The organism is Hymenobacter aranciens, assembly GCF_030580865.1.
Lineage (GTDB): Bacteria > Bacteroidota > Bacteroidia > Cytophagales > Hymenobacteraceae > Hymenobacter > Hymenobacter aranciens.
Genome location: NZ_JAUQSY010000016.1, coordinates 99,138 through 123,432 on the forward strand (window position 1 = coordinate 99,138; position 24,295 = coordinate 123,432).

Annotated in this window: 19 protein-coding genes; 6 read left to right on the top strand and 13 right to left on the bottom strand. The window is 63.8% G+C overall.

The annotated features are described in order from the left end of the window. Window positions 1-289: 289 nt before the first annotated feature. From Q5H93_RS20235 to Q5H93_RS20255, 5 genes are all read right to left on the bottom strand, one after another. Complete coding sequence (locus tag Q5H93_RS20235; RefSeq protein ID WP_305008501.1) at window positions 290-2,488, bottom strand: family 43 glycosylhydrolase; 2,199 nt, start codon at window positions 2,486-2,488, stop codon at window positions 290-292. A 57-nt stretch (window positions 2,489-2,545) separates the two neighbouring features. Further along, window positions 2,546-4,681: an RICIN domain-containing protein gene (locus Q5H93_RS20240; protein ID WP_305008502.1), complete on the bottom strand. Its 2,136-nt coding sequence runs from the start codon at window positions 4,679-4,681 to the stop codon at window positions 2,546-2,548. Between the two features lie 85 nt (window positions 4,682-4,766). Then, window positions 4,767-6,059: a hypothetical protein gene (locus Q5H93_RS20245; RefSeq protein WP_305008503.1), complete on the bottom strand. Its 1,293-nt coding sequence runs from the start codon at window positions 6,057-6,059 to the stop codon at window positions 4,767-4,769. A gap of 399 nt (window positions 6,060-6,458) precedes the next feature. Then, on the bottom strand, window positions 6,459-8,456 hold the full coding sequence (locus tag Q5H93_RS20250) for a sialate O-acetylesterase (protein ID WP_305008504.1): 1,998 nt from the start codon (window positions 8,454-8,456) through the stop codon (window positions 6,459-6,461). Window positions 8,457-8,473: 17 nt separating this feature from the next. After that, window positions 8,474-9,574, bottom strand: a complete 1,101-nt coding sequence (locus tag Q5H93_RS20255) for an aldose epimerase family protein (RefSeq protein WP_305008506.1) — start codon at window positions 9,572-9,574, stop codon at window positions 8,474-8,476. Window positions 9,575-9,916: 342 nt separating this feature from the next. On the opposite strand from Q5H93_RS20255, the gene Q5H93_RS20260 reads away from it, so the two are divergent. Next, on the top strand, window positions 9,917-10,954 hold the full coding sequence (locus tag Q5H93_RS20260) for a LacI family DNA-binding transcriptional regulator (RefSeq protein ID WP_305008507.1): 1,038 nt from the start codon (window positions 9,917-9,919) through the stop codon (window positions 10,952-10,954). 78 nt (window positions 10,955-11,032) lie between these two features. Here Q5H93_RS20260 and Q5H93_RS20265 read toward each other — a convergent pair whose 3' ends face one another. From Q5H93_RS20265 to Q5H93_RS20275, 3 genes are all read right to left on the bottom strand, one after another. Next, window positions 11,033-12,436, bottom strand: coding sequence for an NADH-quinone oxidoreductase subunit N (locus tag Q5H93_RS20265; protein WP_305008509.1), 1,404 nt, complete (start codon window positions 12,434-12,436; stop codon window positions 11,033-11,035). A gap of 101 nt (window positions 12,437-12,537) precedes the next feature. Further along, complete coding sequence (locus tag Q5H93_RS20270) at window positions 12,538-14,007, bottom strand: complex I subunit 4 family protein (RefSeq protein ID WP_305008510.1); 1,470 nt, start codon at window positions 14,005-14,007, stop codon at window positions 12,538-12,540. Window positions 14,008-14,166: 159 nt separating this feature from the next. Next, window positions 14,167-15,462: a serine hydrolase domain-containing protein gene (locus Q5H93_RS20275; protein ID WP_305008512.1), complete on the bottom strand. Its 1,296-nt coding sequence runs from the start codon at window positions 15,460-15,462 to the stop codon at window positions 14,167-14,169. 120 nt (window positions 15,463-15,582) lie between these two features. On the opposite strand from Q5H93_RS20275, the gene Q5H93_RS20280 reads away from it, so the two are divergent. Continuing rightward, window positions 15,583-15,975, top strand: coding sequence for a VOC family protein (locus Q5H93_RS20280; RefSeq protein ID WP_305008513.1), 393 nt, complete (start codon window positions 15,583-15,585; stop codon window positions 15,973-15,975). A gap of 3 nt (window positions 15,976-15,978) precedes the next feature. Here the strand turns inward: Q5H93_RS20280 and Q5H93_RS20285 are convergent, their stop codons facing one another. From Q5H93_RS20285 to Q5H93_RS20295, 3 genes are read right to left on the bottom strand one after another with little or no spacing between them, the layout of a single operon-like run. Beyond that, the gene (locus Q5H93_RS20285; protein ID WP_305008514.1) at window positions 15,979-16,662 is read right to left on the bottom strand and encodes a hypothetical protein; all 684 of its coding nucleotides are present in this window, start codon (window positions 16,660-16,662) and stop codon (window positions 15,979-15,981) included. Then, window positions 16,662-17,435, bottom strand: coding sequence for an LVIVD repeat-containing protein (locus tag Q5H93_RS20290; protein WP_305008515.1), 774 nt, complete (start codon window positions 17,433-17,435; stop codon window positions 16,662-16,664). Before Q5H93_RS20290 ends, Q5H93_RS20285 begins: the two co-directional genes overlap by 1 nt. 3 nt (window positions 17,436-17,438) lie before the next feature. Next, complete coding sequence (locus Q5H93_RS20295) at window positions 17,439-17,948, bottom strand: LVIVD repeat-containing protein (protein WP_305008517.1); 510 nt, start codon at window positions 17,946-17,948, stop codon at window positions 17,439-17,441. Window positions 17,949-18,109: 161 nt separating this feature from the next. On the opposite strand from Q5H93_RS20295, the gene Q5H93_RS20300 reads away from it, so the two are divergent. After that, window positions 18,110-18,991 carry a glutamate--tRNA ligase family protein gene (locus Q5H93_RS20300; protein ID WP_305008519.1) on the top strand — a complete coding sequence of 294 codons (882 nt, stop codon included), beginning with the start codon at window positions 18,110-18,112 and terminating at the stop codon, window positions 18,989-18,991. Between the two features lie 14 nt (window positions 18,992-19,005). Here Q5H93_RS20300 and nfi read toward each other — a convergent pair whose 3' ends face one another. Then, entirely contained in the window at window positions 19,006-19,695 is a 690-nt protein-coding gene (gene nfi / locus Q5H93_RS20305) for a deoxyribonuclease V (RefSeq protein WP_305008520.1), read from the bottom strand. A gap of 226 nt (window positions 19,696-19,921) precedes the next feature. Here nfi and Q5H93_RS20310 point away from each other — a divergent pair, with 226 nt between their 5' ends. Together Q5H93_RS20310 and Q5H93_RS20315 are read left to right on the top strand one after the other, a co-directional pair. Beyond that, window positions 19,922-20,491, top strand: coding sequence for a DUF1990 domain-containing protein (locus tag Q5H93_RS20310; RefSeq protein WP_305008521.1), 570 nt, complete (start codon window positions 19,922-19,924; stop codon window positions 20,489-20,491). After that, window positions 20,488-21,129: a DUF1990 domain-containing protein gene (locus Q5H93_RS20315; protein WP_305008522.1), complete on the top strand. Its 642-nt coding sequence runs from the start codon at window positions 20,488-20,490 to the stop codon at window positions 21,127-21,129. The genes Q5H93_RS20310 and Q5H93_RS20315 overlap by 4 nt, the downstream gene beginning before the upstream one ends. A 284-nt stretch (window positions 21,130-21,413) precedes the next feature. On the opposite strand, the gene Q5H93_RS20320 is transcribed toward Q5H93_RS20315, so the two are convergent. Further along, entirely contained in the window at window positions 21,414-22,964 is a 1,551-nt protein-coding gene (locus Q5H93_RS20320; RefSeq protein WP_305008523.1) for a serine hydrolase, read from the bottom strand. A gap of 143 nt (window positions 22,965-23,107) precedes the next feature. Between Q5H93_RS20320 and mnmH the strand changes: the two genes are divergently transcribed. Continuing rightward, a complete protein-coding gene (mnmH, locus tag Q5H93_RS20325) occupies window positions 23,108-24,115 on the top strand; it encodes a tRNA 2-selenouridine(34) synthase MnmH (protein WP_305008524.1) in 1,008 nt (335 codons plus the stop codon). The last annotated feature ends 180 nt before the right edge of the window (window positions 24,116-24,295 follow it).

Here is a 24,295-nt window from a genome sequence, read left to right on the forward strand (position 1 = left end):
TTTCGGCTATTGAATGGCTGTTGTCCTGTGCTGACGGATTTTAGCACAGAATCACCCTGAAAGCAAGCGGAACGAGAATAATGGGGATGAAATAAGGGAAACGCATTTAAACGACTGTATGGCTGATGGATAACCGGTGAAATAACGCAGCACTGGGGCAACAGATAGCCAACACGAGCAAACTGTATTACAAGAAATTGTGCAAACGTTTGCTTTTGTTTGGGACGGTTAATAAAAAAGGCCCCGCCGACTGCAGAGTCAGCGGGGCCTTTTAAGCCAGGATGCGGGTTTACTGCACCACTACGAGCTTTTGGGTAGCCACGGTAGCCGGGCCCGTCAGGCGCACGGTGTACACGCCGGCCGCCAGGGCCGACACGTCCAGCGTCTGCTGCTGAGTAAGGCCTTGCGTGCCGGGGCGGCCGGGCAGCTGGGCCACGCGGCGGCCTTGCACGTCGAGCACTTCCAGGGCGAAGCTGCCGGTTTGGGCGGGCGTGTAGTGCACGCTCAGCTGGCGCTGGGCGGGATTGGGGTACAGCTCGAGGCCGGCGGCCAGAGCGGCAGCGGCCTTGGTGGGCAGGGTCAGGCGGGCGTCGTACTGCAGCTGGAAGGTCCAGCGCTGGGCGTCCACACCGTCGGGGTTGTCGTCGCGCTGCTGAATGTAGGTGCCGGGGTTAGTGCTGCCGTAGTCCACGTCGGCCACTTTTTGCGGATTGGTGGTGCCGTAGTGAATCAGCTTGCTGTAAATGAGGTCGGTGTTGGTAATCAGCCAACGCTGGGCGGGGCTGCCGTTATCGTCGTACTGTTGCAGGCGCACGGGGCTGGCGTTGCTGTTGTTGGGCACTTCCAGACACTGCGGCAGGTTAGAAGTGGGGTCGAGCGCGCCGCGGTGGGTGAGCTTATAGGCATTAGTCGCCGCGTCGAGGGTGATAATCCAGCGCTGCGCGTCGTTGCCGTTGTCGAAATACTGGCTAATCTGGGCGCCGCGGTCATATAGGTTCAGCGGCACTTCCATGCACTGGTTGGTGCCCTTGTGGGTGATTTTGTAAGTGCCGCCCGATACGATGCCCACCGATTGCACGTCGAGCTTCCAGCGCTGGGCGTCGGTGCCGTTCTCGGGAGCCAGGCGCACGTTGGAACCGGCTGTGGTGCCGGCGGCTTCCAGCACCTGCTGGGTGTTGCGGAGGCGGATTTTGTAGAAGCCGCCATCCACGGCTTCCATCACAAAGCGTTGCGCATCAACGGCGGCGTTGGTGCCCTGAGTGGCTAGCGCCCCGGCCGCGCCAGTCAGCGAAACCCGGTTGGCAACGCCGGCGTGATTGAGGCGGTAGCTGCCGCCCACGTCCTGCGTCACCATCCAGCGCTGGCGGGTATCGGCTCCATTCTCATTAGCCAGCTGAATGCGAGCGCCGTCAGCAGTGCTGTTGTTTTCGATTTCGAGGCGGCGGGCCGGTGCGGCCTTGCTGCTGATGCGGTACACGGCGCCCGAGAGCAGCGTCCCCTCGTTGCACACGGTCACCAGCGGGCGGGCATCCACGCTGTAATTGGTCATGGCCAGAATCTGCAGCGTGCCGTCGCCCTCGAAGGTGAGGTGGTCGAGGCACACGCCCCGGTGGTTTGTCACGTTGTTGTCGAAGCGCTGGTACGTGAAGTAATACTCGTCGCAGCCGGGCATCTTGAACATCGAGCCGCTGCCGGGGCCGCTGTGCTCGTTGTTGTAGATGAGCTGGTGGCGGAATGTCCAGGGACCCTGCACCGAGGGGGCAGTGGCGTACTGGGTGTTATAGGTGCCCAGGGTGCGGTCGCCGCTGCCGTAGGTCAGGTAGTAGGTATTAGCGCGCTTCACCACGCTGGGGGCGTCGGCGTAGTTGCTGGGGGTGATGTTCTGCGAGTTGCCGACGAACGATGTCATGTTAGTCGCCAGCTGCCGCACTACCAGGCGCCCGCCACCGCCGTAAAACAGGTAAGGCGTGCCGTCGGGGTCCACGAATACGGCCGGGTCGCCGAGCACCGGCGCGTTGGGGTCGGTGGTGAGCAGCGGCGCACCGCTGTCGGTGAAGGGGCCGGTGGGGCTGCTGCTGGTGGCTACCCCGATTTTGCCATCGGCGGCAAAGTACAGGTAGTAAGTACCATTGGCCAGCACCAGCGACGGGGCGGTGCCCTGCGCGTTGGCGCTTTCCCAGGAGCAGTTGGGGCCGAGGTCGAACACCGGCGTGGCGCTGGCCACGAAGTTCATCATGTCGGGCGAGCTGAACACGAAAAACTGCTTCGGCGTGGCCGCCAGCGCCGAGGGGTATATGCGGTAGTTGCCCCCGAAATATTGCATGTCGGGGTCGCCGTACTGGCTGGTATAGCTGTTGTTAGCGCCAACGGGCAGAATGGGATTGGTATTATTGGTCTGGGCAGCAGCCGGCAGTGCGGCGCCCGTCAGCAGCCCGGCGGCCAGCAGGGCCCGCAACGCCGGGGAGGGTAGTGGTTTAAACATGAGCATAAGGTGGGGTTTTGAATGAAAAAATGAAGGTTGCTTGATGAGTCAGTGGGTTGTTATTTAGCGCATCAGCTTGGCTTGGACCTGCTGCTGCCCCTGCCGCACGCGCAGCAGGTAGAGCCCGGTCGCGCCGGCGGGGCAAGCCAGGGGCACTTCCTGCGCCCCGGCCTGCAGCTGCACCGGCTGAGTGCTTACCACGCGGCCAAGCGGGTCAATCAGCTCTACCTGGGCCGGACCGGCTTTCAGTGTAGATACCTGGGCAGTGAGCTGTTCCACAAAGGGGTTGGGATAAGCCTGCACGGCCAGGCCAGCCGCCGGAGCTACGCCCGGCTGCACGGCAGTCGGCGTGGCCGGCGCGTCCGAAATCAGCTCCAGGCGCCAGCGCTGGGCGTCGTTGCCGTTGTCTTCGTACTGGGCTACGTCCACCCGCGGCTCGGCGCTGTTGTAGAGCACGTCGAGGCATTGGTTGGTGCCTTCGTGGGTCAGCTTAACGTATTCGTTGTCAGTGCGCGTAATCACCCAACGCTGGGCGGTGGCGCCGTTGTCGTCGTACTGCTGCACGTTGGCGTTGTTGCTGGAGCTGTTGTTCTCCACATCGAGGCACTGGGGCCGGTTAGAAGTCGGGTCGAGGGCATTTTTGTGGGTCAGCTTGTAGCTGCCGCCGGTTTCCTGGGTTATCACCCAGCGCTGACCGCTGGTGCCCAGGTCGAAGTTCTGCTGCACGTTGGTGCCGCGCACCGGGCTGTTGTTTTCCACTTCCAGCACTTGCTCGGTGCTTTTGTGCATTAGCTTGTAGGTGCGGCCCGAAATGACCGATACCTGGCTGATGTCCAGCTGCCAGCGCTGGGCGTCGCTGCCGTTGTCGGGGGCTATGCGCACATCGGCGCCGGCCGTGGTGCCGGTAGCTTCCACACACAGGCCGGTGCCTTTGAGGGTGATTTTATAATAGCCGTCGGTCAGGGCCTGGAGCTGCCAGCGCTGGGCATCGGCGGTGCCGGCAGTGTTTTGCTCCAATAAGGGCGTGCCAGTGCTGGTGCCGCCCACCGGCTGCAAGGCCTGGGTGGTGCCCTCGTGGGTGAGGTTGTAGCGGCCATCGGGCTCCAGGCTGAGGCGCCAGCGCTGGGCGGCGCTGCCGTTGTCGGGGCCCTGCTGCACGCGGGCCCCGGCGGCGGTGCTGTTATTCAGCACTTCCAGGCATTGGTTGGTGCCTTTGTGGGTGAGCTTGTACACGCCGCCCGATAGCACGTTGCCGGCCGTGCAGGGGCCGCCGGGCAGCACCGGGCGCACGCCATACGTTGTCATATTCACGCGCTGAATGCGGCCGTCGCTCTCGAAGTTGAGCCGGTCGATGCACAGGCTGCGCACGGTGGCGCCGGGCTCGTAGCGGTGGTAGGTCATGTAGTACTGGTCGCAGCCCGGCACCCGCGTGATGGAGGCGTGGCCCGGCCCGGTGCGCTGCTGGTCGCTCGACAGAATCTGGCCGCCGTAGGTCCAGGGGCCGGTGGGGCTGGTGCTGGTCGAATACTGCACGTTGTAGGTGCCGTTGCGGTAGTTGCCGTTCGAGTAGGTCATGTAATACACGCCGTTGCGCTTCACCAGGTAGGGGGCCTCGGTGTAGTTGGGCGGGGTGATGTTCTGGGCCGGGCTACCGTCGAAGGCATTCATGCTGGGGTCGAGCCGGCGCATGGCCAGGCGGCTGCCATTCGAGCCGCCGTAGTACATGTAGGCTTGGCCGTCGTCGTCCACAAACACCATCGGGTCAATGATATCCACCGTAATCGGGTCGGAGCCGATGAAGGGCTGGCCCAGGTCGGTGAAGGGCCCGGTGGGGGTGGGGCCGCTGGCCACGCCAATCTTGCTGTTGGCCGAGTAGTAGAAGTAATACTGGTTGTTGCGAAACACTACCGAGGGCGCCCAGCCGTTGGCACGGGCCCAGCTGCAGTCCACGGCCAAGTCAAATATCACCCCCTCGTCGCTCCAGTTGGTAAGGTCGGTCGAGGAGTAGGCGTGAAACTGCGAGCCCTGCAACGTGGTCGGGTACATGTAGTAGCGGCCCGCGAAGAAATTCATCTCGGGGTCGGCCAGGTCGCGGGGGCTGTTGACAATGGGGTTACCAGCCGTAACCGGGTTTTGCGCCTGTGCCGCCGGGGCAGCAAGCAAAGCAACAAACAACCAGCTGAATAAAGAATAGCGCATCAGGAGGGAAGAAGAAAACGAGGGAATAAATTTTTGATAAGCAAGCCAGCAAAGTGTCGCAAACGGCCTGTTCCGAGGCGTTTGGCTACTGGGCCTTGAGCAAAGTCCAGTTGGCGCCGTCCGATATTACCGTCACGGTTTTGGTGGGGCCGCTGGCTTGCATGAAGTAGGGTGTGGAAGAAGCATTTGTGGCGCTGCCTTCGAAAATGGCCCCCCCCGCCGTACCCAGGTAGGCAATGTTGGAGGAACTGTTGTTGCGGATGTAATAGATGCGGCCGGTGCAGGTGGTGGCGTCCGGCAGCAGGTAGTAATCATTGCCGCTGGCCGGCGAGAGGCCGGCGTAGCCCACGTTGCCGAGCGGCGTGCCGGTTGGGTTGCCTACCAAGCCGTTGCCCACGGCTACGGCCGTCGAGCCATTCACTTGCAGCGTGCTGGTAGGGGCCGCGCTCCCTCCGATAGCCACGTTGCCCGTGCCTTCGATGCTTAGGCTGAAGCCGCCGGTGGGAATGGTGGTATTGGCACTCAACGCCGTGCCGCCCAGAGTGATGTTGGTGCCGGCGCGGGTGAGGCCACTGCCGGCCGTGGTGGCGTCGAGGCTGGCGGCGGTAGCGCTGCTCAGGGTACCGTTGGCGGTGGTGGTGACGATGCCGGCGGTGCTTAGGCCGCGCAGGCGGGTGCTGCCATTCACGTCCAGCGTGGCCGTGGGCGTGGCTCCGGCCCCGATGTTCACCTTGCCGTCGCTGAGGATGCGCAGGCGCTCGGCCAGGGCGTTGTTGCCGGCGCCGGGAATGCGGGTTAGGAAAGCGACGTCGGAGCTGTAATTCACCGCATCGGTGACGAGCAGCCGGGCGCCTGGACCGTCGTTGCCCGTGTCATAATTCTGAAAATCAAGCGCTGCTCCGCCACCGCCGGCGCCGTTGGTGCTGCGCAGCAACAGCAGCGTCGGGTTGGCCCCGGTGGTACCACGCTCCAGGTGCAGCAGGGCTCTGGGGTTGTTCGAGCCGACGCCCACGTTGCCGGTGTTGGCAATGCGCAGGCGCTCCACCAGCGCGTTGGCTTCGGCCCCGGGGTTACGTAGCGAAAAGGCCAGGTCGGCCGTGTAAGCGCCCGGGTCGAGGGCCTGGATGCGGGCGGCGCTGTTGGTAGCCGATGCAGGTGCATACGTTTGAAAATCAATGGCCGGGCCGGTGGTGGCGGTGCCATTGGTCGTGCGCAGCAACAGCAGCGCCGGGTTGGCGCTGGTGAAAGCCTGCTCAATCTGGAGGGCCCCCACCGGGTTGCTCGTGCCGATGCCAATGCCCCGGGTTTGGGCCTGAGCAGCCAGCGGCAGAGCCAGCAGGAGTAGCGCGCCGCGCAGAATCGGGTAAAGTTGTTGCATCAGCTAAGAATTAATTAATAGCAGTAAAATCGGAGTTAGGACCAGCGGGCTGCTACGCCTGTAAAAAACGGTTCGTTAACCAGCCGCCTTTTAACGGTAATCCTCCGGGTAGCTATTCGCTTCACCTAATCCGGCAGCTAAATTAGGGCGGGTTAACTATAAATGCAAACGTTTGCACAAACGTTAAGGCTCTGGATTCAAATTTCTGCCATTCGCTGCGGCAGCTTTACTCTGATTTCATAATAGAGTTACCGCAACCTGCATTGTATTAAAGGGAAGTCGTGAATAACCGCTAGCCCTAGGTAACTGGCAAACGTTTGCATAGCCGCCATCACTGCCGCAACGAGCCTCCGCGCTTTGACCAGCTAAAGCAGACTGTCCACGATTTTTAATGCAAACCTATTGCCTGCCTTCCGTCAGCCCCGGCCAGTCGTCGGTGCGGAAAGGGGCGGCGGGCAAGCCTTGGCGATTATAAAGGCTGGGAAACGGACTATTGCCCCAAGCGTAGCGTACGGCCACCGGGGCTGGCACCTGGGGGCTCGATAGCACCAGCGTACTGCCTTCGAACCGGACCGTAGCCCAGTAGAATTTGCGGTCGGCTCCGGCAATGGCGAAGCTGGGAGTAGCGCCGGCAGACCCTTTGAATAACAGGCTGCTACCATTGGCTTGCAATGGCAGACGCAGGGTGTTGCCCGCCGTTTTGAGCACGCCGGGCGTGGGGCCCTGGCTGACGATTCTGGTATCGCCATAAGCCACGCGGGCGGCGGCCAGCGCCAGGCGGTGGCCTACTTCCTGCTTGTTGCGGGGATGAATGTCGTCGCGGTCGCCCAGGTCGATAGCCACGGCCATGCCGGTGTGTGGCAGGGCTAGCGCGCGGGCCTGGGCTTCGCGTAGCTCAGCCCATTCGTAGTTGGCGGGTTGGGGCTGGTCGGGTTGAAAATTAGCCAGCTGCACGAATAAAAACGGCAAATCGGGCCGCCCCCAGGCCGTGCGCCAGCTGCGGATAAGCGTCGGAAACAGCGTGCGGTACTGCGCGGCGCGGGCCGCATTATCCTCGCCCTGGTACCAGATAACGCCCTTCAAACCCAGGCCGACCAGGGGCGCAATCATGCCATTATAGAGCAACGTCGGCTGGCGGTAGGGAACCAGCATTTGCCGCTCGGCGGTGGGCAAGGCGCTTAAATCGAGTCCGATATGGTAGGGCCAGGCGCCGGCCAGCGGTAGCCGGCGACCAGCCACGTCGAGCCGCAGGCTGTCGGGCGGGCCGGCGATGCCGCCGCCACGCTGGTAGTCGGTCACGCGCACGGCCAGCACGTTGCGGCCGGGACGCAAGGCGTGGGCGGGCACCACGTAGCGCCGGTAGATGTCCCAGCCGCTGAGGCCGCCCACGGGCACCCCGTTCACCCACACCGAGTCCACATCGTCAATCTGGCCCAGGTGCAGCACGGCGGGCTGCCGGGCCTCGGCGGCGCTCAGCTCTACCTCGCGCCGCAACCAGATGATGCCATCGAAGTTGCGCAGTTCGGCGGAGGCAGGCGGGTTTTCCCAGTGGCCGGGCAGCGGCATCGTAGCCCAGGCGCGGGCATCGAAAGCAGGGGAGGCCCACCAGCCCGTGGGGCCGGTGCGGCGGCCCTGGTCGCGGGCCAGCAGCCCGGCCTGGAAGGCGGCTTCCCGGGCGGCATAGTAGCTGCTGACGGCTTCGGCGCTACCGGTTTGGGTGGCCAGCTCGTCGAGCGTAGAATCGAAATCGGCTAGGGGGCGCAGGGCGGCGGCACTGGTCCAGGCCTCGGCGGGCGTGCCACCCCATTCGCTGCCAATCAGGCCAATGGGAACGTGATGCTTGCCAAATAAATCGCGGCCAAAAAAATAAGCCACCGCCGAAAACCCCGCCACCGGCCCCGGCCCGCATACCTGCCAGCCCGCCGCGCTACGAATATCCACTTGCGGGCTGAAAGTCGCGGTGTTATCCACATTCAGCAGCCGGATTTGGGGATAATTAGCTGCCGCGACTTCCTGCTTCCCATTCACCGCGTCGCGCACCGGCCACTCCATATTCGACTGGCCCGATGCCAGCCACACGTCGCCGAACAGCACATCGCGCAAGGTCATGGTATTCTGGCCTTTGATGGTCAATTCGTAAGGTCCGCCAGCTGGTTGCGGGGGCAAGCTCACCTGCCAGCGCCCGGTGCCGGGGGTAGGCGTGGCTTTATAGGTCTGGCCTTTAAACGTCACTGTCACCGTTTCCCCGGCCTCGGCCCAGCCCCAGAGCGGCACTGGCGCATCGCGCTGCAACACCATGTGGTCGGCCACGAAGCGCGGCAGGCGCACGGTGGCCCGGGCGTAGTGCAGGCTGCCGCCCAGTAGGGCCAGGAGGAGGGAAGTTCGTTTGAGCAGCATAGGTCCTGCAGACATGCTTACTGCCGCACGCCAAAGCGGTATTCTGTCGTCGAGCGGAAGGTTTCGCCGGGCCGCAGCACCGTGCTGGGAAACTGCGGCTGGTTGGGCGAATCGGGAAAATGCTGGGTTTCGAGGCAGAAGCCGGCATGTTGGCCGTAGGTCACGCCATCTTTACCCCCGAGGTTGCCCTTCAGGAAGTTGCCGGTGTAGCATTGCACGCCGGGTTGGTCGGTGTACACGTCCATCGTACGACCCGAGATGGGCTCATACACGCTGGCGGCCAACTCCGGCTGCGGGCGGTGCTGGTTGGCCAGCACCCAGTTGTGGTCGTAGCCGCCGGGTACCTGCCCAATCCGTTCACCGATGGCGTGGGGGGTGGTGAAATCAAACGGTGTACCTTTTACGTCCTTCAACTCGCCGGTCGGAATCAGGGTGTCATCAACGGGCGTAAACTGGTCGGCGGGCAGGGTCAGGATGTGGTCTAGTATCGTCGGCGCGCTGCCCAGGGCCAGGTTGAAGTAGCTGTGACTCGTCAGGTTGAGCACCGTCGGCTGGTCGGTGGTGGCCGAGTAGTCGAGGCGCAGGCTGTTGTCTTCGGTCAGCGTGTACACCACCTGCACGGTCAGGTTGCCGGGGTAGCCTTCCTCGCCGTCTAGGCTTAGGTAGGTCAGCGTCAGCGTGGGTCCATCGGCCGAAATGTCGGGCGTCGCCTGCCAAACCTGCTTGTCGAAGCCCAGCGGGCCGCCGTGTAAGGAGTTGGGGACGTTATTGATGGGAAGCTGGTAAGGCCGGCCGTCGAGCGTAAACCGGCCCTTGGCAATGCGGTTGCCGTAGCGGCCAATGATGGCGCCGAAGTAAGTGTTTTCCTGTACAAACAGCTCGCTGGTATAGCCTGCCAACGTATCGAAACCCAGCACCACATCACCCGGCTGGCCATGCTTGTCGGGCACCAGCAGGCTCGTCAGGGTGCCGCCGAGGGTGCTGATGGTGGCCTGCATGCCGCAGTGATTTTGCAGGGTAAATAAGTGAACCAGCGTGCCCCCGGGCGTATGGCCGAAGAGCACGGCCACCGGCGGCGAGGAGAGAGTAGTGGGCCGGGAAAAAGAAGCAACAGCCATGCAAGAAAGGTGGCGAAGAGAAACGATTGTGGAACAGAACGACAAGTGCCGGCCAGCCGCCGTGGCCATAGACTGCCATCGCACCAAAAATGGTGAGAATGTCAGCGACTTAGCGGCCCCATAGTACGGGATTGAGGTATTAATCGGCCAAACGAAGGCTATACCGGACCGCAAGGTAGGAGCTTTTATTGATTTGCGCAAACGTTTGCATAAGCGGTGCATTTGGGCGTGCTTTGCAAATAATAATGCCGTGTTATGCAATATTTGCACGACTCTTTGCATCCGCTGCAGTGGAATTTGCCCGTATTGCGGGCTGGCCATTGCTTCTTTCCGTTCTTTTCCGTGGCTAAGAAACGCGCCTCTATTACCGACCTCGCCCAGCAGCTCAACATCTCCGTTTCGACGGTGTCGCGGGCGCTCAATGGGCACAGCACCATCAGCGACGCTACTACCAAACGGGTAGTGGAGCTAGCCAATAAGCTTGGCTACCAGCCCAACAGCCTGGCGGCCGGGTTGCGCCGGGGCCGTAGCCGCATGCTGGGCGTCATCGTGCCGCACATCGACGGCAATTTCTTTTCGCAGGTGGTGAAGGGTATTGAAGCTGCGGCCAGCAAGGCCGGTTATCACGTCCTCATCTGCCAGTCGAACGAAGACGTGGCCCACGAGCGCGAGAACATCGAAACGATGATGAATGCGCAGGTGGAGGGCATCCTGGTGTCGCTGTCGCGCACGACACGGGAGTTCCGGCACTTCGAAAAAATCCGTAAGCGTGACATTCCGCTGGTTTTTTTCGACCGCATTCTCGAAGGGCACGACGTGAATGCCGTGGTGCTCGACGACCGTGCCGGCGGCTACCGCGCCACCAGGCACCTGCTGGAGCAGGGTTACCGCCGCATTGCGCATTTCGGCGGCCCGCAGCACCTCAACATCTACAAGCACCGCCGCCAGGGTTACGAAGATGCCCTGCGCGAGCACGGCCTGCCCGTGCTGGAAGAGCTGATTTATATCTGCGACATGAAAATGGAAGACGGCACCGACGGAATGAAGCAGCTGCTAGCCCTGCCCGAGCCGCCCGATGCCGTGTTCTCGGCCAGCGACTTTACGCTGGTGGGCGTGCTGGAAACGGTGAAGGAACGGGGGCTGCGCGTGCCGGAAGACATCGGCCTGGCCGGTTTCAGTAACGAATTGTTCTCGCGCCTGACGGAACCCAAGCTGACTTCCATCGACCAGCACTGCGAGCTGATGGGCCGCTCGGCCACTAAATTATTGCTGCAGATAATGGAGGAGCAGGGACAGCATTTTGCGCCGCGCCACATCGTGCTGCAGCCCGATTTGTTTGTGCGGGCGTCGTCGCAGCGGCAGGAGAAGCCGGGGAAGTAAGACTCAGGCGACATTATTAAACGCAAAAGAGCGGCCGATGAGGCCGCTCTTTTGCGTTTAAAGCAAATCGGTGAAGCATTATAGCAGCCCGCTCATAAACATGGGGGCAATGGTGCCCAGCGCAATGGTCAGCAGGGCCAGCACTATCAGCGTCAGGCGCTGCACGCCATCTACTTCGATGGGCGCCGAGGTTTCGTCGGCCGGCTGCAGGTACATGGCGATGACGGGCTTGAGGTAGTAGTAGATGCTCACCATGCTCATTACCACGGCGAACACCACGAGGCCGATGGCGCCGTGCTCAACGGCCGCCGCGAAGATGAAAAACTTGCCGAAGAAGCCGCCGGTGAGCGGAATGCCAGCCAGCGACAGCATGCTCACGGTGAGCGCGAAGGCCAGTAGCGGGTTTTGCTTGGCCAGGCCGTTGAGGCCGGCGTAGTCCTCGCGGCCGCGCTGGTCGCCCACCAGTTTGAGGACGCCGAAGGAGAGGACGGTGGCGATGGAATAAGACAGCGAGTAGAAGAAGATGCCGCTGGCAGCGGGCGAGCCGAACAGCTGACCATTAGTGCCTACCAAGCCGATGAGCAGGTAGCCGGCGTGCGACACGCTGGAGTAGGCCAGCATGCGCTTAGCGCTGGTCTGGGAGGCGGCGCCGATGTTGCCTAGCAGCAGCGTGAGGGCGCACATGGCGACGATGGTGGGCATCCAGAAGCCTTGGGCAGCGGGCAGGGCCTGGGCCAGCAGCTTGAGGAAGGCGGCGAAACCGGCCGTTTTGACCACCGTGCTCATGAAGGCGGTGAAGAAGGTGGGGGTGCCTTCGTACACGTCGGGCGTCCAGAAGTGGAAGGGGGCGGCGGAGACTTTGAAGCCGAGGCCGATAATCATCAGCAGGATGCCTATGTGGAGCATGGGCAGCAGGCTGGCGTTGGCGGGCTCGGCGACGGCGGTGCCGATGGCCGAGACGTGGAATGTGCCGGTGGCACCGTAGAGCAGTGCCATGCCGAAGAGCAGGATGCCGGTGGCGAAGGCGCCCATGAGGAAATACTTGAGGGCAGCTTCGTTGGAGCGGACATTACGCTTGTCGGAGCCGGCCAGCACGTACATGCTGATGCTGAGGATTTCGATGCCCACGAAGAGCATGATGAGGTGGTCGTAGCCAATCATCATGATGGCGCCGACGAGGGAGAACAGCAGCAGCGAGTAGTATTCGGCCAGATTGGGCTCGCCGGTCTTCACGTAGCTGCGCGAGAAGGGGATGAGCACCAGGGCCGTAAGCACCACAATGCCGGTGAAAGCCACCAAGTAGTTATCGACCACCAGCATGTTGTAGAACAGCGGGCTGCCCTGGTTCCAGTCGAGCAGGTTGACTCCGAACACGACCAGCAGCGCGAGCATGACCAGCGGCAGCAGCAGCTTGTTGGAGCGCAGGAACCCCAGGAACAAATTGATGATGCCGAAGACGGAGAGGAGAATAATGGAAGTCATGTTGTTTAGCTGTTAGCTAAGAGCGGCTAGCTGTTAGCTTTTTGGCTGAAGGCATTAGGAAGGAAGCTAACAGCTAACCGCTCTTAGCTAACCGCTCAGACTTAGCGGCCGGCCAGCGTGAGCAGCTGCTGGATGGCGGGCTCGGAGATGTGCAGGAAGGAGTTGGGAAACAGGCCCAGCCAGAACACCAGCGCGATGAGCGGCACCATGATGAGCAGCTCGCCGCCGGTGAGGTCGGTGATGGTTTCGGAGTGGGCGGAGTCGGGGCCGAGCATGACGCGCTGGAACATGCGCAGCAGGTACACGGCCGAGAAGATGATGGTGAGAGCCGCTACCGCGCCCAGCCAGGCGTTGTATTGATAGACGCCGGCCAGCAGCAGGAACTCGCCCACGAAGCCGCCGGTGAGGGGCAGGGCCACGGTGCTGAGCAGCATCACGAGGAAGCAGACGGTGAGCACCGGGGTGCGGCGGGTGAGGCCGCCGAGGTCGGCGATGAGGCGGGTGCCGGTGCGGCGTTCGAGGGCGTCGGCGATGAAGAACATGCCGACGACGTTGACGCCGTGGGCCAGCATCTGGACGACGGTGCCCTGCAGGCCGATTTGGGTGAGGGAGAAGAGGCCGGCGGCCATCAGGCCCACGTGCGAGAGCGAGGAATAAGCAATGAGGCGCTTGACGTCGCGCTGCCGGATGGCGATGATGGCGCCGTAGAGGATGCCGATGACGGCGAGAATCATGACGACTTTACCCCACTGGCTGACGCCGAGCGGCACGACAGGCAGCAGCCAGCGCATGGCCCCGTAAACGCCCATTTTCAGCATGATGCCGGAGAGCAGCATGGTAGCGGGCGTGGGCGACTCGGTGTAGGTGTCGGGCTGCCAGGTGTGGAAGGGGAAGATGGGCATCTTCACCGCGAAGGCCGCGAAAATCAGCCAGAACAGCCAGGATTGCTCGGCGGCGCTGAGCTTCAGGTTGTAGAACGCCGAGAGCTCGGAGGAGTGCAGGGCGAGGCTGCCGGTGGCGGGGCCGGTTTGCAGGTACAGGTACACGAAGCCGGCGAGCATAAAGAGCGAGCCGACGATGGTGTAGAGGAAAAACTTGAACGTGACCTGAATGCGCCGCTCGCTCTGGCCCCACACGCCGGCCAGGAAGTAGATGGGAATGAGGGCCACTTCCCAGAAGAAGTAGAACAGGAAGGCATCGAGCGAGGTGAAAACGCCGATAAGGCCGGTTTGCATGAACAGCACCAGGGCGTAGAAGGCCGAGGGGTTGTGGTAGTCGTGCTTGAAGGCCGTGAGCAGGATGATAGGCACCAGGAAGGTGGTGAGCAGCACCAGCAAGAGGCTGAGGCCGTCCATCCCGACGTGGAAATTGATGCCGAAGGAAGGAATCCAGGCGTAGTTGAGGTCGAAACCGGCGGCGCCCTGCAGCTTGTATTGCACGGCGGCGTAGGCCGCGAGGGCAAATTCGACGAGGGAAGCGCCGAGCGCCAGGGCGCGGGCGGTGCCTCCTTTGGTGAAATGCAGCAGCAAAGCGGCGGCCAAAGGAAGGAAAAGCAGTACAGCAGTCAGCATGAACGAGCGGGTTGGGCGCGTTGCGGGTAAGATGAGTCTACCCACGAATTAGGCTGCAAACTTACGCACTACGGGGTAAGGGTCCGAAATTGAAGAGAAATTAAGTGGTTGGAGCGCGGACTTCGTAAGTCTGCGAGTTGAATTGTTCAGACTCGCGGACTACAAAGTCCGCGCTACTTTGCGGGTGGCCAGCAGGCGGCCGCTGGCCTCGAGCCACTGGGCGGTGTAGAGGCCGGGGGCCAGCGCGGCCACCGACAGAGTGGTTTCGGGCGTTGGGGTGGGCTGGCGGCGGAGCTCGCGGCCCAGGGCATCGAGCAGGCGCACGGTGGCGGTGCCCGAGGGCTGGCGCAGGGTAAGAAAATCGGTGGCCGGGTTGGGAAAGGCCTGGAAGCTGGCCGGCGCCAGCGCCGCGGCCGTGGCCGTGGGGCGGCAGTAGAGGGCCATGATGCGCGTCCAGAGCTCGGTATCGAAGGAGGAGAGGGCGAGGCGGGGGGCGCCGGCCGACGCGCCCTGCCGGACGACGACGAGGCCGAGGCTGGGCACGACGTAGATTTTCTGGTCGTTCTTGCCGAGGGCGGCAATCATATCCGCCGGGGCCGAGGGCGTGAGCGGGCCGGGGAAGCTGACCTGCAGGCCCGGCAGGCGGTAGCTGGGCTGGCCGTTGAGCCACCAGAGGTAGCCGTAGCTGGGGTTGAGCGGCTGGGAGGGCGTGGTCATGGCCCGGAAGTAGGCGGTGTCGGTAAGGATGGGGGTGCCGTTCCAAGTGCCGCGGGCCAGGATGAAGAGGCCGAAGCGGGCCATCGAGCGGGCTTTGCTGAAATATACATCGTTGACCCACAGGCCAGTCATGCCGATGCGGTTGCCGAGGCGCTGGTTGGTGTAGGCGGAGATGCTGTTGGCGCCGCTGGCCTGCACCAGCACGTCCTGCAGGGTGCGGTAGGCGCCGGTGTGGTAGGCCCAGCGGCTGGCGGGCGGGGCGAGATAGAGCAGGCAGCCGGGGGTGGTGCTTTCGTTGTCGCAGGGGGCGGGGGGCGCATCCTGGAGGCCGCTGGTCATCGTGAGCTGGTGCTGGATGGTGATGCGGCCTTCCTGGGCGGGCGTGGCGTTGGTCCAGCCCCGGCCGAGGAAGCGGGAGGTGCTGTCGGTGAGGCGCAGGAGGCCATCCTGCTGGGCCAAGCCGACGAGGGTGGCGGTAAGGGACTTGCCGGCCGAGGCCCAGTAGTGCACCGAGTCGGCGGTGTAGGTGCCGTAGTAATGTTCGACTACCAGGCGGCCGTCTTTGAGGATGAGCAGGGCATCGGTGTGCTGGCGGCCGGCGTAGGCGAGCAGCGAGTCGAGGGGCGTTTGGCACCAGCCGAGGCTGGCGGGCGAAGTGGTGGCCCAGGTGGGGCCTGTGAGGGGCGGGAAGTAGAGGGGGGCGGTTTGGGCCGGGGCCAGCCGAGCCAGCCCGGGCAACAACAGGAAAAGCAGAAGTAGAGCGCGACGCATAAACCGTTTTTGAAAGCCAATGATAGAAGCCAGACCTTTGCGCGGCCGTAAGGTTTAATAGCTACCTAATGGTTTTTACTGGTGCCCATGACCATCCCCAAGCTCCGCGTAGCCCGCCCCACCGACAACCTGCCCGCCCTGCTGCCATTCTACTGCGCCGGGCTGGGTTTGCAGCAGCTCACCGCCTTCACGGCCCACAATGGCTTCGACGGCATCATGCTCGGCCACCCGCAGGCGCCTTACCACCTGGAGTTTACGCACCAGCCCGGCCACCGCGTCGGGCGGGCGCCCACGGCTGATAATCTGCTGGTTTTCTACCTGCCCGATGCCGCCGAGTGGCAGGCCGCCGTGCAGCGCATGGTGGCCGCCGGTTTCGCACCCGTGCCGGCTTACAATCCTTACTGGGACCAGCTGGGCCTCACTTTCGAAGACTCCGATGGCTACCGCGTGGTGCTGCAGCAGGCAGCCTGGGAGCTGTAACGGCTATTTCAGCACAAATCCCAGTCCCAGGCCCAGGCTCCAGAAGTTGCCGGAGTAGCCGTAGTCGGAATCCGAAGCGTCGTAGCGGTTTAGGTTGACGCCGTCGGAGGTGCTGCGGAGGCGGCTGAGGCTGGACGAAGCATCGAGCCGCAGCCGGGGATGAATAACCTGGCACTGGTAGCCGATGATGGCCGTGCCGCCGTAGCGGGTGATGTTTTCGCGGCCCTCGCGGTAGCGGTAGGTGTAGTAGAGGAGGCCGTCGGGGCCTAGGTCTTGGCCCCAGGTTTCGGCTTGGTAGCTTAGGCGGAGGCGGTAGTAATCAGCCTGCAGGCCGAAGTACAGGCCCGCCAGCATGGCGCCTTCGGCCCCCGAGTTGGGCACGTAGAAGCGGGTACCGAGGCTGAGGCCGTGGCCGCTGACTTGGTCGCCGGCTTCGCTGGCGACTTTCGAGACGGAGGCCGGCACGGTGCCCGAAAGCAGCCGGGGGGACAGCGTGAGACTGAACTGCCGGGCCAGCCGGTATTCGGCCTGCAGCTCGTAGGTAGCCTCAAACAATGGCACAACGGCCAGCTTGAGCGCCAGCCGGGCCGAATCGGGGGCTATCTGGGCGCGGGTGGGGGCCGGGCTCAGGGCCAGCAGCGTGGCCAGGAGCCCGGCCCCGCGCCGGATAAAACGCAGCTGGCTCATTAGTTGGGCACCACCGGAATGCGGCTGAGCTGGGTCAGGTTGCCGGCGCCGGCGGCGGTGTAGCGGTACTGGTAGAGGCCGTCGGCGCCGGTGATGAGCAGCACGCCGCGGTGGGCAATGACGTCGGTGGCGGCGAGGTTGAACGACTGGAGCAGGCGCAGGGTGGGGGCCTGGCTGGTATCGAAAACCTTGATGCCGTTGTCGCACACGAACAGCTGGGAGCTGTCGGCACCCAGGCCGTAGGGCTTGGTGAGGGGGTAGGACTGGGCCAGCTGCGGGCGGCTCAAATCCTGCAAATCCACCACGTCGAGCTGATTGAGGCCGCGCGTGCAGGGGCCGTCGTTGCGCAGGGTCACGTAAGCGTACTGGCCGGCCACCACCACGGGGTCGCAGCTGACGGCGTGGGTGTAGGTGCCCACTAAGCGCGGGGTGGCGGGCGTGGTATCGAAGACGAACATGCCCGTCTGGCTCCCGATGAAGAGGTAAGGCGCCTGGGGGAAGATGGTTTCGACGCCGGTGCCCACGCTCACGACCGGGCCGGGGGCGGGCGTGCTGGGGTTGCTCAAGTCGAAGGTGCGCAGGTGGGTTTCATCGACGGCGTAGAGGGTGTTGCCCATGATGGCGAAACGAGCCATGGAGCCGGCCTGGCCGCTGGGGTTGGCCGAGTTGCCGCCGACGGGCGAGGCCGAGTCGGCGCTGTTGCAGCCGCTGCTGCCGAGCAATAGCGTGAGGCCCAGCAGGCCGCTCAGGCGGGAGAAAAGATTGGCTGGCATGGCTTAGCGTTTGTCCCAGCCCACGATGACCGTGTTGGCGGGGCGGTTGGCGGGTTGATAGGCAGTGGGCAGGGGCATGCCGAGGATGGGCGGGCTGAGTTCGGGCAGGGCGTTGCGGGTGCGGCCGGCGACGCGCGCCTGGGCGGGGTCGCTGATGTCGAACGTTACCAGGTCGGGGCCGCTGTCGGCGTAAAGCAGCGAGCCGCGCACGGCCAGGTCCACGTTGCCAGGGATGCGCAGGAACTGCACGGCTTTGGGGTGGGCGGGGTCGGCGTTGTCGAAGATATGAATGCCCTGGTACTGCTCATTCACAAATAAGTAGCGGTTGCTGATGAAGATTTTGCCGGGGTGGTGCAGCGCCTGGGGCGGCAGCCCGACAGCAGCGCTTTCGAGCTGCTCGCGGGCCATGAGCCGGGGCACGTAGGACACGGACATAACCGGCGATATGGAGTCCGCATTGCCGATGCAGCCGGCCAGGGCCAGACTCAGGCAGAATAAGTAAAGTTGACGCATGGAGTTGATTTAAGGGAGCAGGCGCAACCGCAGCGGGGCGGCCAAACGGGCGCACTAAAGTACAAGGGTTTTGGGCAGGACCCGGCTCCGGCTAAAATGGTTGCAGAGCGGGTTGTCGAAGGCTTGGGGCGTACTTTTGGGCTGGCCTACTTTATTTGCTGATGCTTCAATCGTCCGTCCCGGTGGCGCGGCTGGCGCCCACGCCCAGCGGCTTTCTGCACCTCGGCAATGCGGTGAACTTCGTGCTCACTTGGCTGCTCACGCGCCGGGCCGGCGGCCGCCTGTACCTGCGCATCGACGACCTCGACCGCGCCCGCCTGCGCCGGCCGTACCTGGACAATATCTTCCGCGTTATCGACTGGCTGGGCATCGACTACGACCACGGCCCCAGCGGCCCCGACGACTTCTTGCGCCACTACTCGCAGCTGCTGCACCTGCCCGACTACAACGCCGTCCTGCGCCGCCTCAGCCAGCAGCCCGGGCTGGTGCAGGCCGACGTGCGCTCGCGCACCAATCCGCAGGCATCTGCGGTGCCGCTCGATACACCGGGTGCCGCCTGGCGCGTGCCGGTGCCGTCCGGCACCCAAATTCACTTCTCCGACGGCTGGCAGGGCTCGCTCACGGTGCCGCTGGCTGCGCAGCTGCCCGACTTTATCATCCGCAAAAAGGACGGCGTGGCGGCCTACCAGCTGGCCTCGGTGGTGGATGATTTGCGGCTCGGCACCACGCTCATCGTGCGCGGGCAGGACTTGCTGCCCAGCACCGCCGCCCAGCTCTGGCTGGCCGCGCAGCTAACTGAAACGGCGCTTTTTAATACGCCCCGGGTGCAATTCTTTCATCACCCGCTGTTGACGGATGGGCGGGGGCAGAAACTCAGTAAGTCGCAACAGCAGCCGCTGGACGCGGGCGTGCTGGGCGAGGCCGACGGCCAACGGGCCGTATTGGAATCGGTGGCCGGGTTGCTGGCGCTGCCCGCCGCCGCCGCCGAAAGCCTGGATACCTTGCAGCGGGCAATGCGCGGCGTGCAGCTGCCCGCCCGTTAGGCGCAGGGTGCGCTTCACCGCACTTCGCGCTTAAATTCCTCGGCCCAGTGGTCGGCCAGGCGGGTGGGTTCCGGCAGCTTATAGCCTTTCAGGCAGGCCAGGGTGAGCCGCGTGGCGGTGGCCTGGTCGCAGCGGTGGCCGGGGCTCACGAAGAGCGGCAGCACCTTGTCTTTGCTGCGGATTACCTGGCCGATGAGCTCGCCGGTCTTGGCATCGGTGAGGGGCTCTATATGGCCTTTTTCGGGGGCGGGCTCGGTGAATTTGCCAGTCAGCTTCTGCTTGGCCACGCCGAAGGTGGGCATATCGAGCAGCACGCCGAGGTGGGCCGCGATGCCCATGCGGCGCGGGTGGGCAATGCCGTGGCCATCCACCATAATCACGTCGGGCTTATGCTGGAGCTTGGCGAAGGCGTGAATGACGTTGGGTGCCTCGCGGAAGGAGAGAAAGCCGGGCACGTAGGGCATGTCCACGGGGCCGTAGTTGTACACCTTCTCCACCAGCTGCAGCGACGGAAATTCCAGCACCACGAACACCGACAAAATGGTGTCGGGCGTGGGAAACGACGAGTCGCAGCCCCCGATGAGGCGCGGCTCCTGCGGCAGGGGCTCGTGGCGCAGGCGCTGCCGCAGCTCCTGCTGCTGGGCGGTGAGCTGGCTTACCAGAATGGGGTCGGGCGGGGGGCCGGGCGGGCGGTAGTAAGCCATTTTTTTGAGTTATGAGTTAGAAATTATGAGTTTTGAGTTGGGGTGATGAGACATTTCGGCTAACCGCGCTAACAAGCCTGGGACTTCTACTTTGAAATTCGCCGCCGCGATGCCTGAGCAGGAGCAAGCTCGGCTATAGCATCTTCTGCCTTGGTGGGGCGTATACGCAACCAGGGTTTGCGGTTACCAACTCACAACTCATAATTCTCAACTCATAACTCAAAACATGGCCCACGCCGAGCAAACCGCCGCCGACGGCTCCGGCTCCTGGCTGGAGCGCCGCTACTTTGTCGACCTGGCCCGGCCGCGCCTGACGCCCCTGGAGCTGATGGCGCAGGTGCAGAGCGAGCTGCCGAAGTTCTCGCCCGAGCTGCTGGCCGACTTCGAGCGCAAGGGCGGCGCCAGCGGCCTGCTGCGGGTCGGCGACGAGTTTCACATTGCCATCCTGGGCCCCTGGAACGGCTGCGTGCGCGTGACCGAGGCCGGCCCCACGTCCTTCGAGTTCGTAACCCTGGAGGGCCACCCCGAGGCCGGTCACATCCGCTTCGAGGCCCATTACCTCGACGCCGCCCCCGATGTGCTGCGGTTCGAAATCAGCTCCCGGGCCCGCTCGCGCGATGGGCTGGTAGCCTTCGTGTACGACACGCTGGGCGGCGGCAAGCTGATGCAGGAGGCCACCTGGACCGAGTTCTGCCACCGCGTGGCCGAGGCGGCCGGCGGCCAGGCCCTGGGCCCGGTAACCGTCGAAACCCAGCATATTGACGAAGGCGGCCATTCCCAACAATCCCGCTCATGAGTCAGCCTACCACCGCCCCGCCGCTCTGGGAGCAGCACCGCGCCCAGCTCGACGCCTACACCCACGCCGACTACAACTACGACACCACCCGCCAGAACGAGTACAACGCCGAAAACGGCTGGCGCATCGACGACTACGCCACCGACCTGCCCGCCGAGGCGCCCGGTCCGCCCGCCGCGCACGGCTCCTTCGCCGCGGCCCAGGAGGTGCTGCGCCGCTACTCCTTCCCGCCCCCCGACCTTATCACCGGCATCTTCGCGCCCGACGGCCCGCTCGAAAAGCGCATCATGCTGCTGCGGGCGCAGTTTCTGGGCTTTAAATTCTGGTTTGGCGTGCGCGTGAGCGGCGTCACCAATGAGGCCAGTCGCGACACGCCCGCCGGCCCCGAGCGGGTGTGGGGCTACGGCTACCGCACCCTCGAAGGCCACTTCGAGCGCGGCCAGATTGATTTCACCATTCACAAAAACCTGGCAACCGGTACGGTGCAGTTCCGCGTCCACGCCATGTCGCAGACGGGCAGCATCCGCAATCCGTTCTACTGGCTGGGCTTCCGGCTGTTCGGGCGCATGTTGCAGCGCAAGTTTGCCCGCGAGTCGCTGAAGCGTATGCGGGCGCAGGTAGCGGAGCTGATAAAGTAGGAGGGAGGAGATGTGATAAAGTAGAAGCGGGGGAGGGCGCAACTCCCCTCCTTGGAAAGGAGGGGATGTTTTGCCGCAGGCAAAACGGGGGTGGTTCGCCCGTCCGCGCCGGCTGGGCTTTCGAATATTATTTGGGGCTCAGGCAGCACGACGCAGGAATCCAAAAGCAGAATTACTGCCTTGTTCTAACGGCGCGGACGGGCGAACCACCCCCGTTCGGCGCTCTTCGCGCCTCACATCCCCTCCTTTCCAAGGAGGGGAGCTTCGTTCTCTCATACCCCCAATTACTGCCGACTAAACAAATACGGGTCCTGCTCCAGCCCATCATTCACCCGGATTTCCAATGTCTTCACCGCCCCATTCTCCACCGCGAAGATGGCCGGAAAAATCCCATAAGCCGCGTTGGAGTAGGTGCAGCGGAACTGCTCACCGTCCATGTAGTCGAGCGTGGCTATGAGCTTGGGGTGGTGGCTGAAACGAATGAGCAGCTGCTGCTTGCCCTGCGCTGCTACCGTAATGGGGCCGTAGAGCGGGTGCTCGTAGCTGCCGGCGTAGGCCGCGAGCTTGCGGGGGAGCTTGTTCTTTTTGGCTACGCGGGTGGCCTGGGCGGCTATGTCGCGGGCGGTTTCGTCGCGGCCGGGCTGGCCCAGCTTGTAGAGTTGGCGGCTGCGGTCCACGTAGGGCACGCCCAGGTAGGCATCCAGCAGCTGGTAGCGCAGGGCTTCGAAAAAGCTCTGGTTGTCCTGGTTGGTGAGTACGGCCAGGCCCAGGCTTTCCTCGGGCACGAAGCAGACGTTGGTGACGAAGCCATTAGCGCCGCCGGTGTGCCAGTAGATTTGGCGGCCGTTGTAGTCGGCGGCGAATACGCCCAGGCCATAGGTGCGGAAATGGCTGGGAAAAATCGGCGATTTGCTGGTGCCGCTGAGGGTGTTGCCCTCGCGGGTGCGGCGCAGCGTGGCCCAGGGTAACACCCGTTGCCCCTGATACTTGCCGCTATCGAGCTGGAAGCGCAGCCAGTGGCCGAGGTCATTCACGTTCGACACCATACTGGCCGCCGGGCCGAAGTTATCGACCTCGTCAAACGGCACCCGGGTGAGTGGGCCGAAGGCGTTGGTGTAGGGCAGGGCCACGTTGGGCCGCTGGGCGGCGCCAGTGGTGAGGGGATAGGTGTTGCTCATGCCCAGCGGCGTGAGCAGGCGCTGCTGCACCCAGCTTTCCCAGGTCTGGCCGCTGTTCACGACGGGGATAATTTCGCCGGCCGCCAGGAAGCCGGCGTTGCAGTAGCCATAGTTCTGGCGGAAGGGCTGCGTGGGCTTCAGCAGCCGCACCCGCCGGATGATGTCGGCCCGGCTGAGGTTGGAATCCCAGAAGGTAAAGTCGCCCTGAAAAGTCTTGGTGCCCAGGCGGTGGCTCAGGATGTCGCGCACGCTCACCAGCCGGGTGCTGGTGGAGTCGTAGAGGCGGAAATCGGGCAGATACTTGCGCACCGGGTCATCGAGCTTCAGCTTGCCTTCCTCCTGCAATTGCGAGATGGCCGTGCCGGTGAAGAGCTTGGAATTGGAGGCGATGAGAAAGAGCGTATTGCCATCGACGGGCGCGGCCTTGCCTGCTTCCTTGGTGCCAAAGCCCTGGCTGACGACCACCTGACCGTCCTTCACCACCGTCACGGCCAGGCCGGGGATGTTCCAGAGCTTGAGGCCGCGCTGCACGTAGCTGGCGAGGCTGTCGCGCACGAAAGCGGCACCATTGGCGGAGGGGTTCTGGGCAACAACGGGGGCGGCGGGCAGCGCCAGTAGCCCCAGCAACAGGGGCCGACGAAGAGACGAGTAATTCATACCCGAAAGGTAACGCCTGTCTGTCATGCTGACGAAGGAAGCATCCTCTCAGGGCAGAACAACTTAATTACTGCGTCGTTCGAGCTTGATAGGATGCTTCGCTGCGTTCAGCATGACAGTCGATGCCGTAAGTTTGACTTCCTATGCCCCGCCACCCGATTACCGACTTCCTCGGCACCACCGCCGGCCCCATCCTTGACGTGCGCGCCCCGGCCGAATACGCCCAGGGCCACATCCCCGGCGCCATCAGCCTGCCACTGTTCACGGATGAGGAGCGCGCCCGCATCGGCACGATGTACAAGCAGGTGAGCCCCGACAAAGCCGTGCTGCTGGGCCTCGATTTCTTCGGCCCCAAGCTGCGCACGATGGCCGAACAGGCCCGCCAACTCGCTCCCGGCCAGGAGGTGCGCCTACACTGCTGGCGCGGCGGCATGCGCAGCGGCGCCGTGCAGTGGCTGCTGGAACTGGCGGGCCTGCAAGTCAACTTGCTCGACAAAGGCTACAAAGACTACCGCCAGTGGGTGCTGGCCGAACTGGCCGCCCCGCGCCAGCTGCGCGTGCTGGGCGGCGCCACCGGCAGCGGCAAAACCGCCGTGCTCCACGCCCTGGCTGCCCAGGGCCAGCCCGTGCTCGACCTCGAGCAGCTAGCCCACCACCAGGGCTCGGCCTTCGGCGGACTGGGCCAGCCGCCGCAGCCCACTCAGGAGCAGTTCGAAAACAACCTCGCCGCCGCCCTGGCCGCTTTGCCCACCGACCAACCCATCTGGGTAGAGGACGAAAGCCGCACCATCGGCAGCGTGCACCTGCCCGCCGCCCTCTACGCTCAGATGCAGGCCGCCCCGCTGCTGGTGCTCGACGTGCCCCGCGCCGCTCGCGTGGCCTACCTCGCTGCCGACTACGGCCGCTACGATGCCGGGGCCCTGGCCGCGGCCGTGCTGAAGCTGCGCAAGCGGCTGGGCGGACTGGTGACCAAAGAGGCGCTGGGCGCTATTGCCGAGGAGGATATTCCGAAGATGGTGGAGTTGGTGCTGGGGTATTATGACAAGACGTATGCGTATGGACTGGAGGGGCGCCAGGCTGTGACGGTAGTGGCTGAGGGGACCGATGCGGTAGCTAATGCGGCGCTGGTGAGGCAAGCTGCCATCCAATGAAAGTGAAGCTGCGCAGGACTGAACCCCAACGGGGTTCCATAATCTAGTTCAGGGTTGGCGCAGCCTACCCTGGATTGTTTGAGAAGCCAACGGATGAACCCCAACGGGGTTCCGTAGACTCTCCCGGTAAGCTACGGAACCCCGTTGGGGTTCTTCGTACGGGAGCTTTCTTTGTCCCAG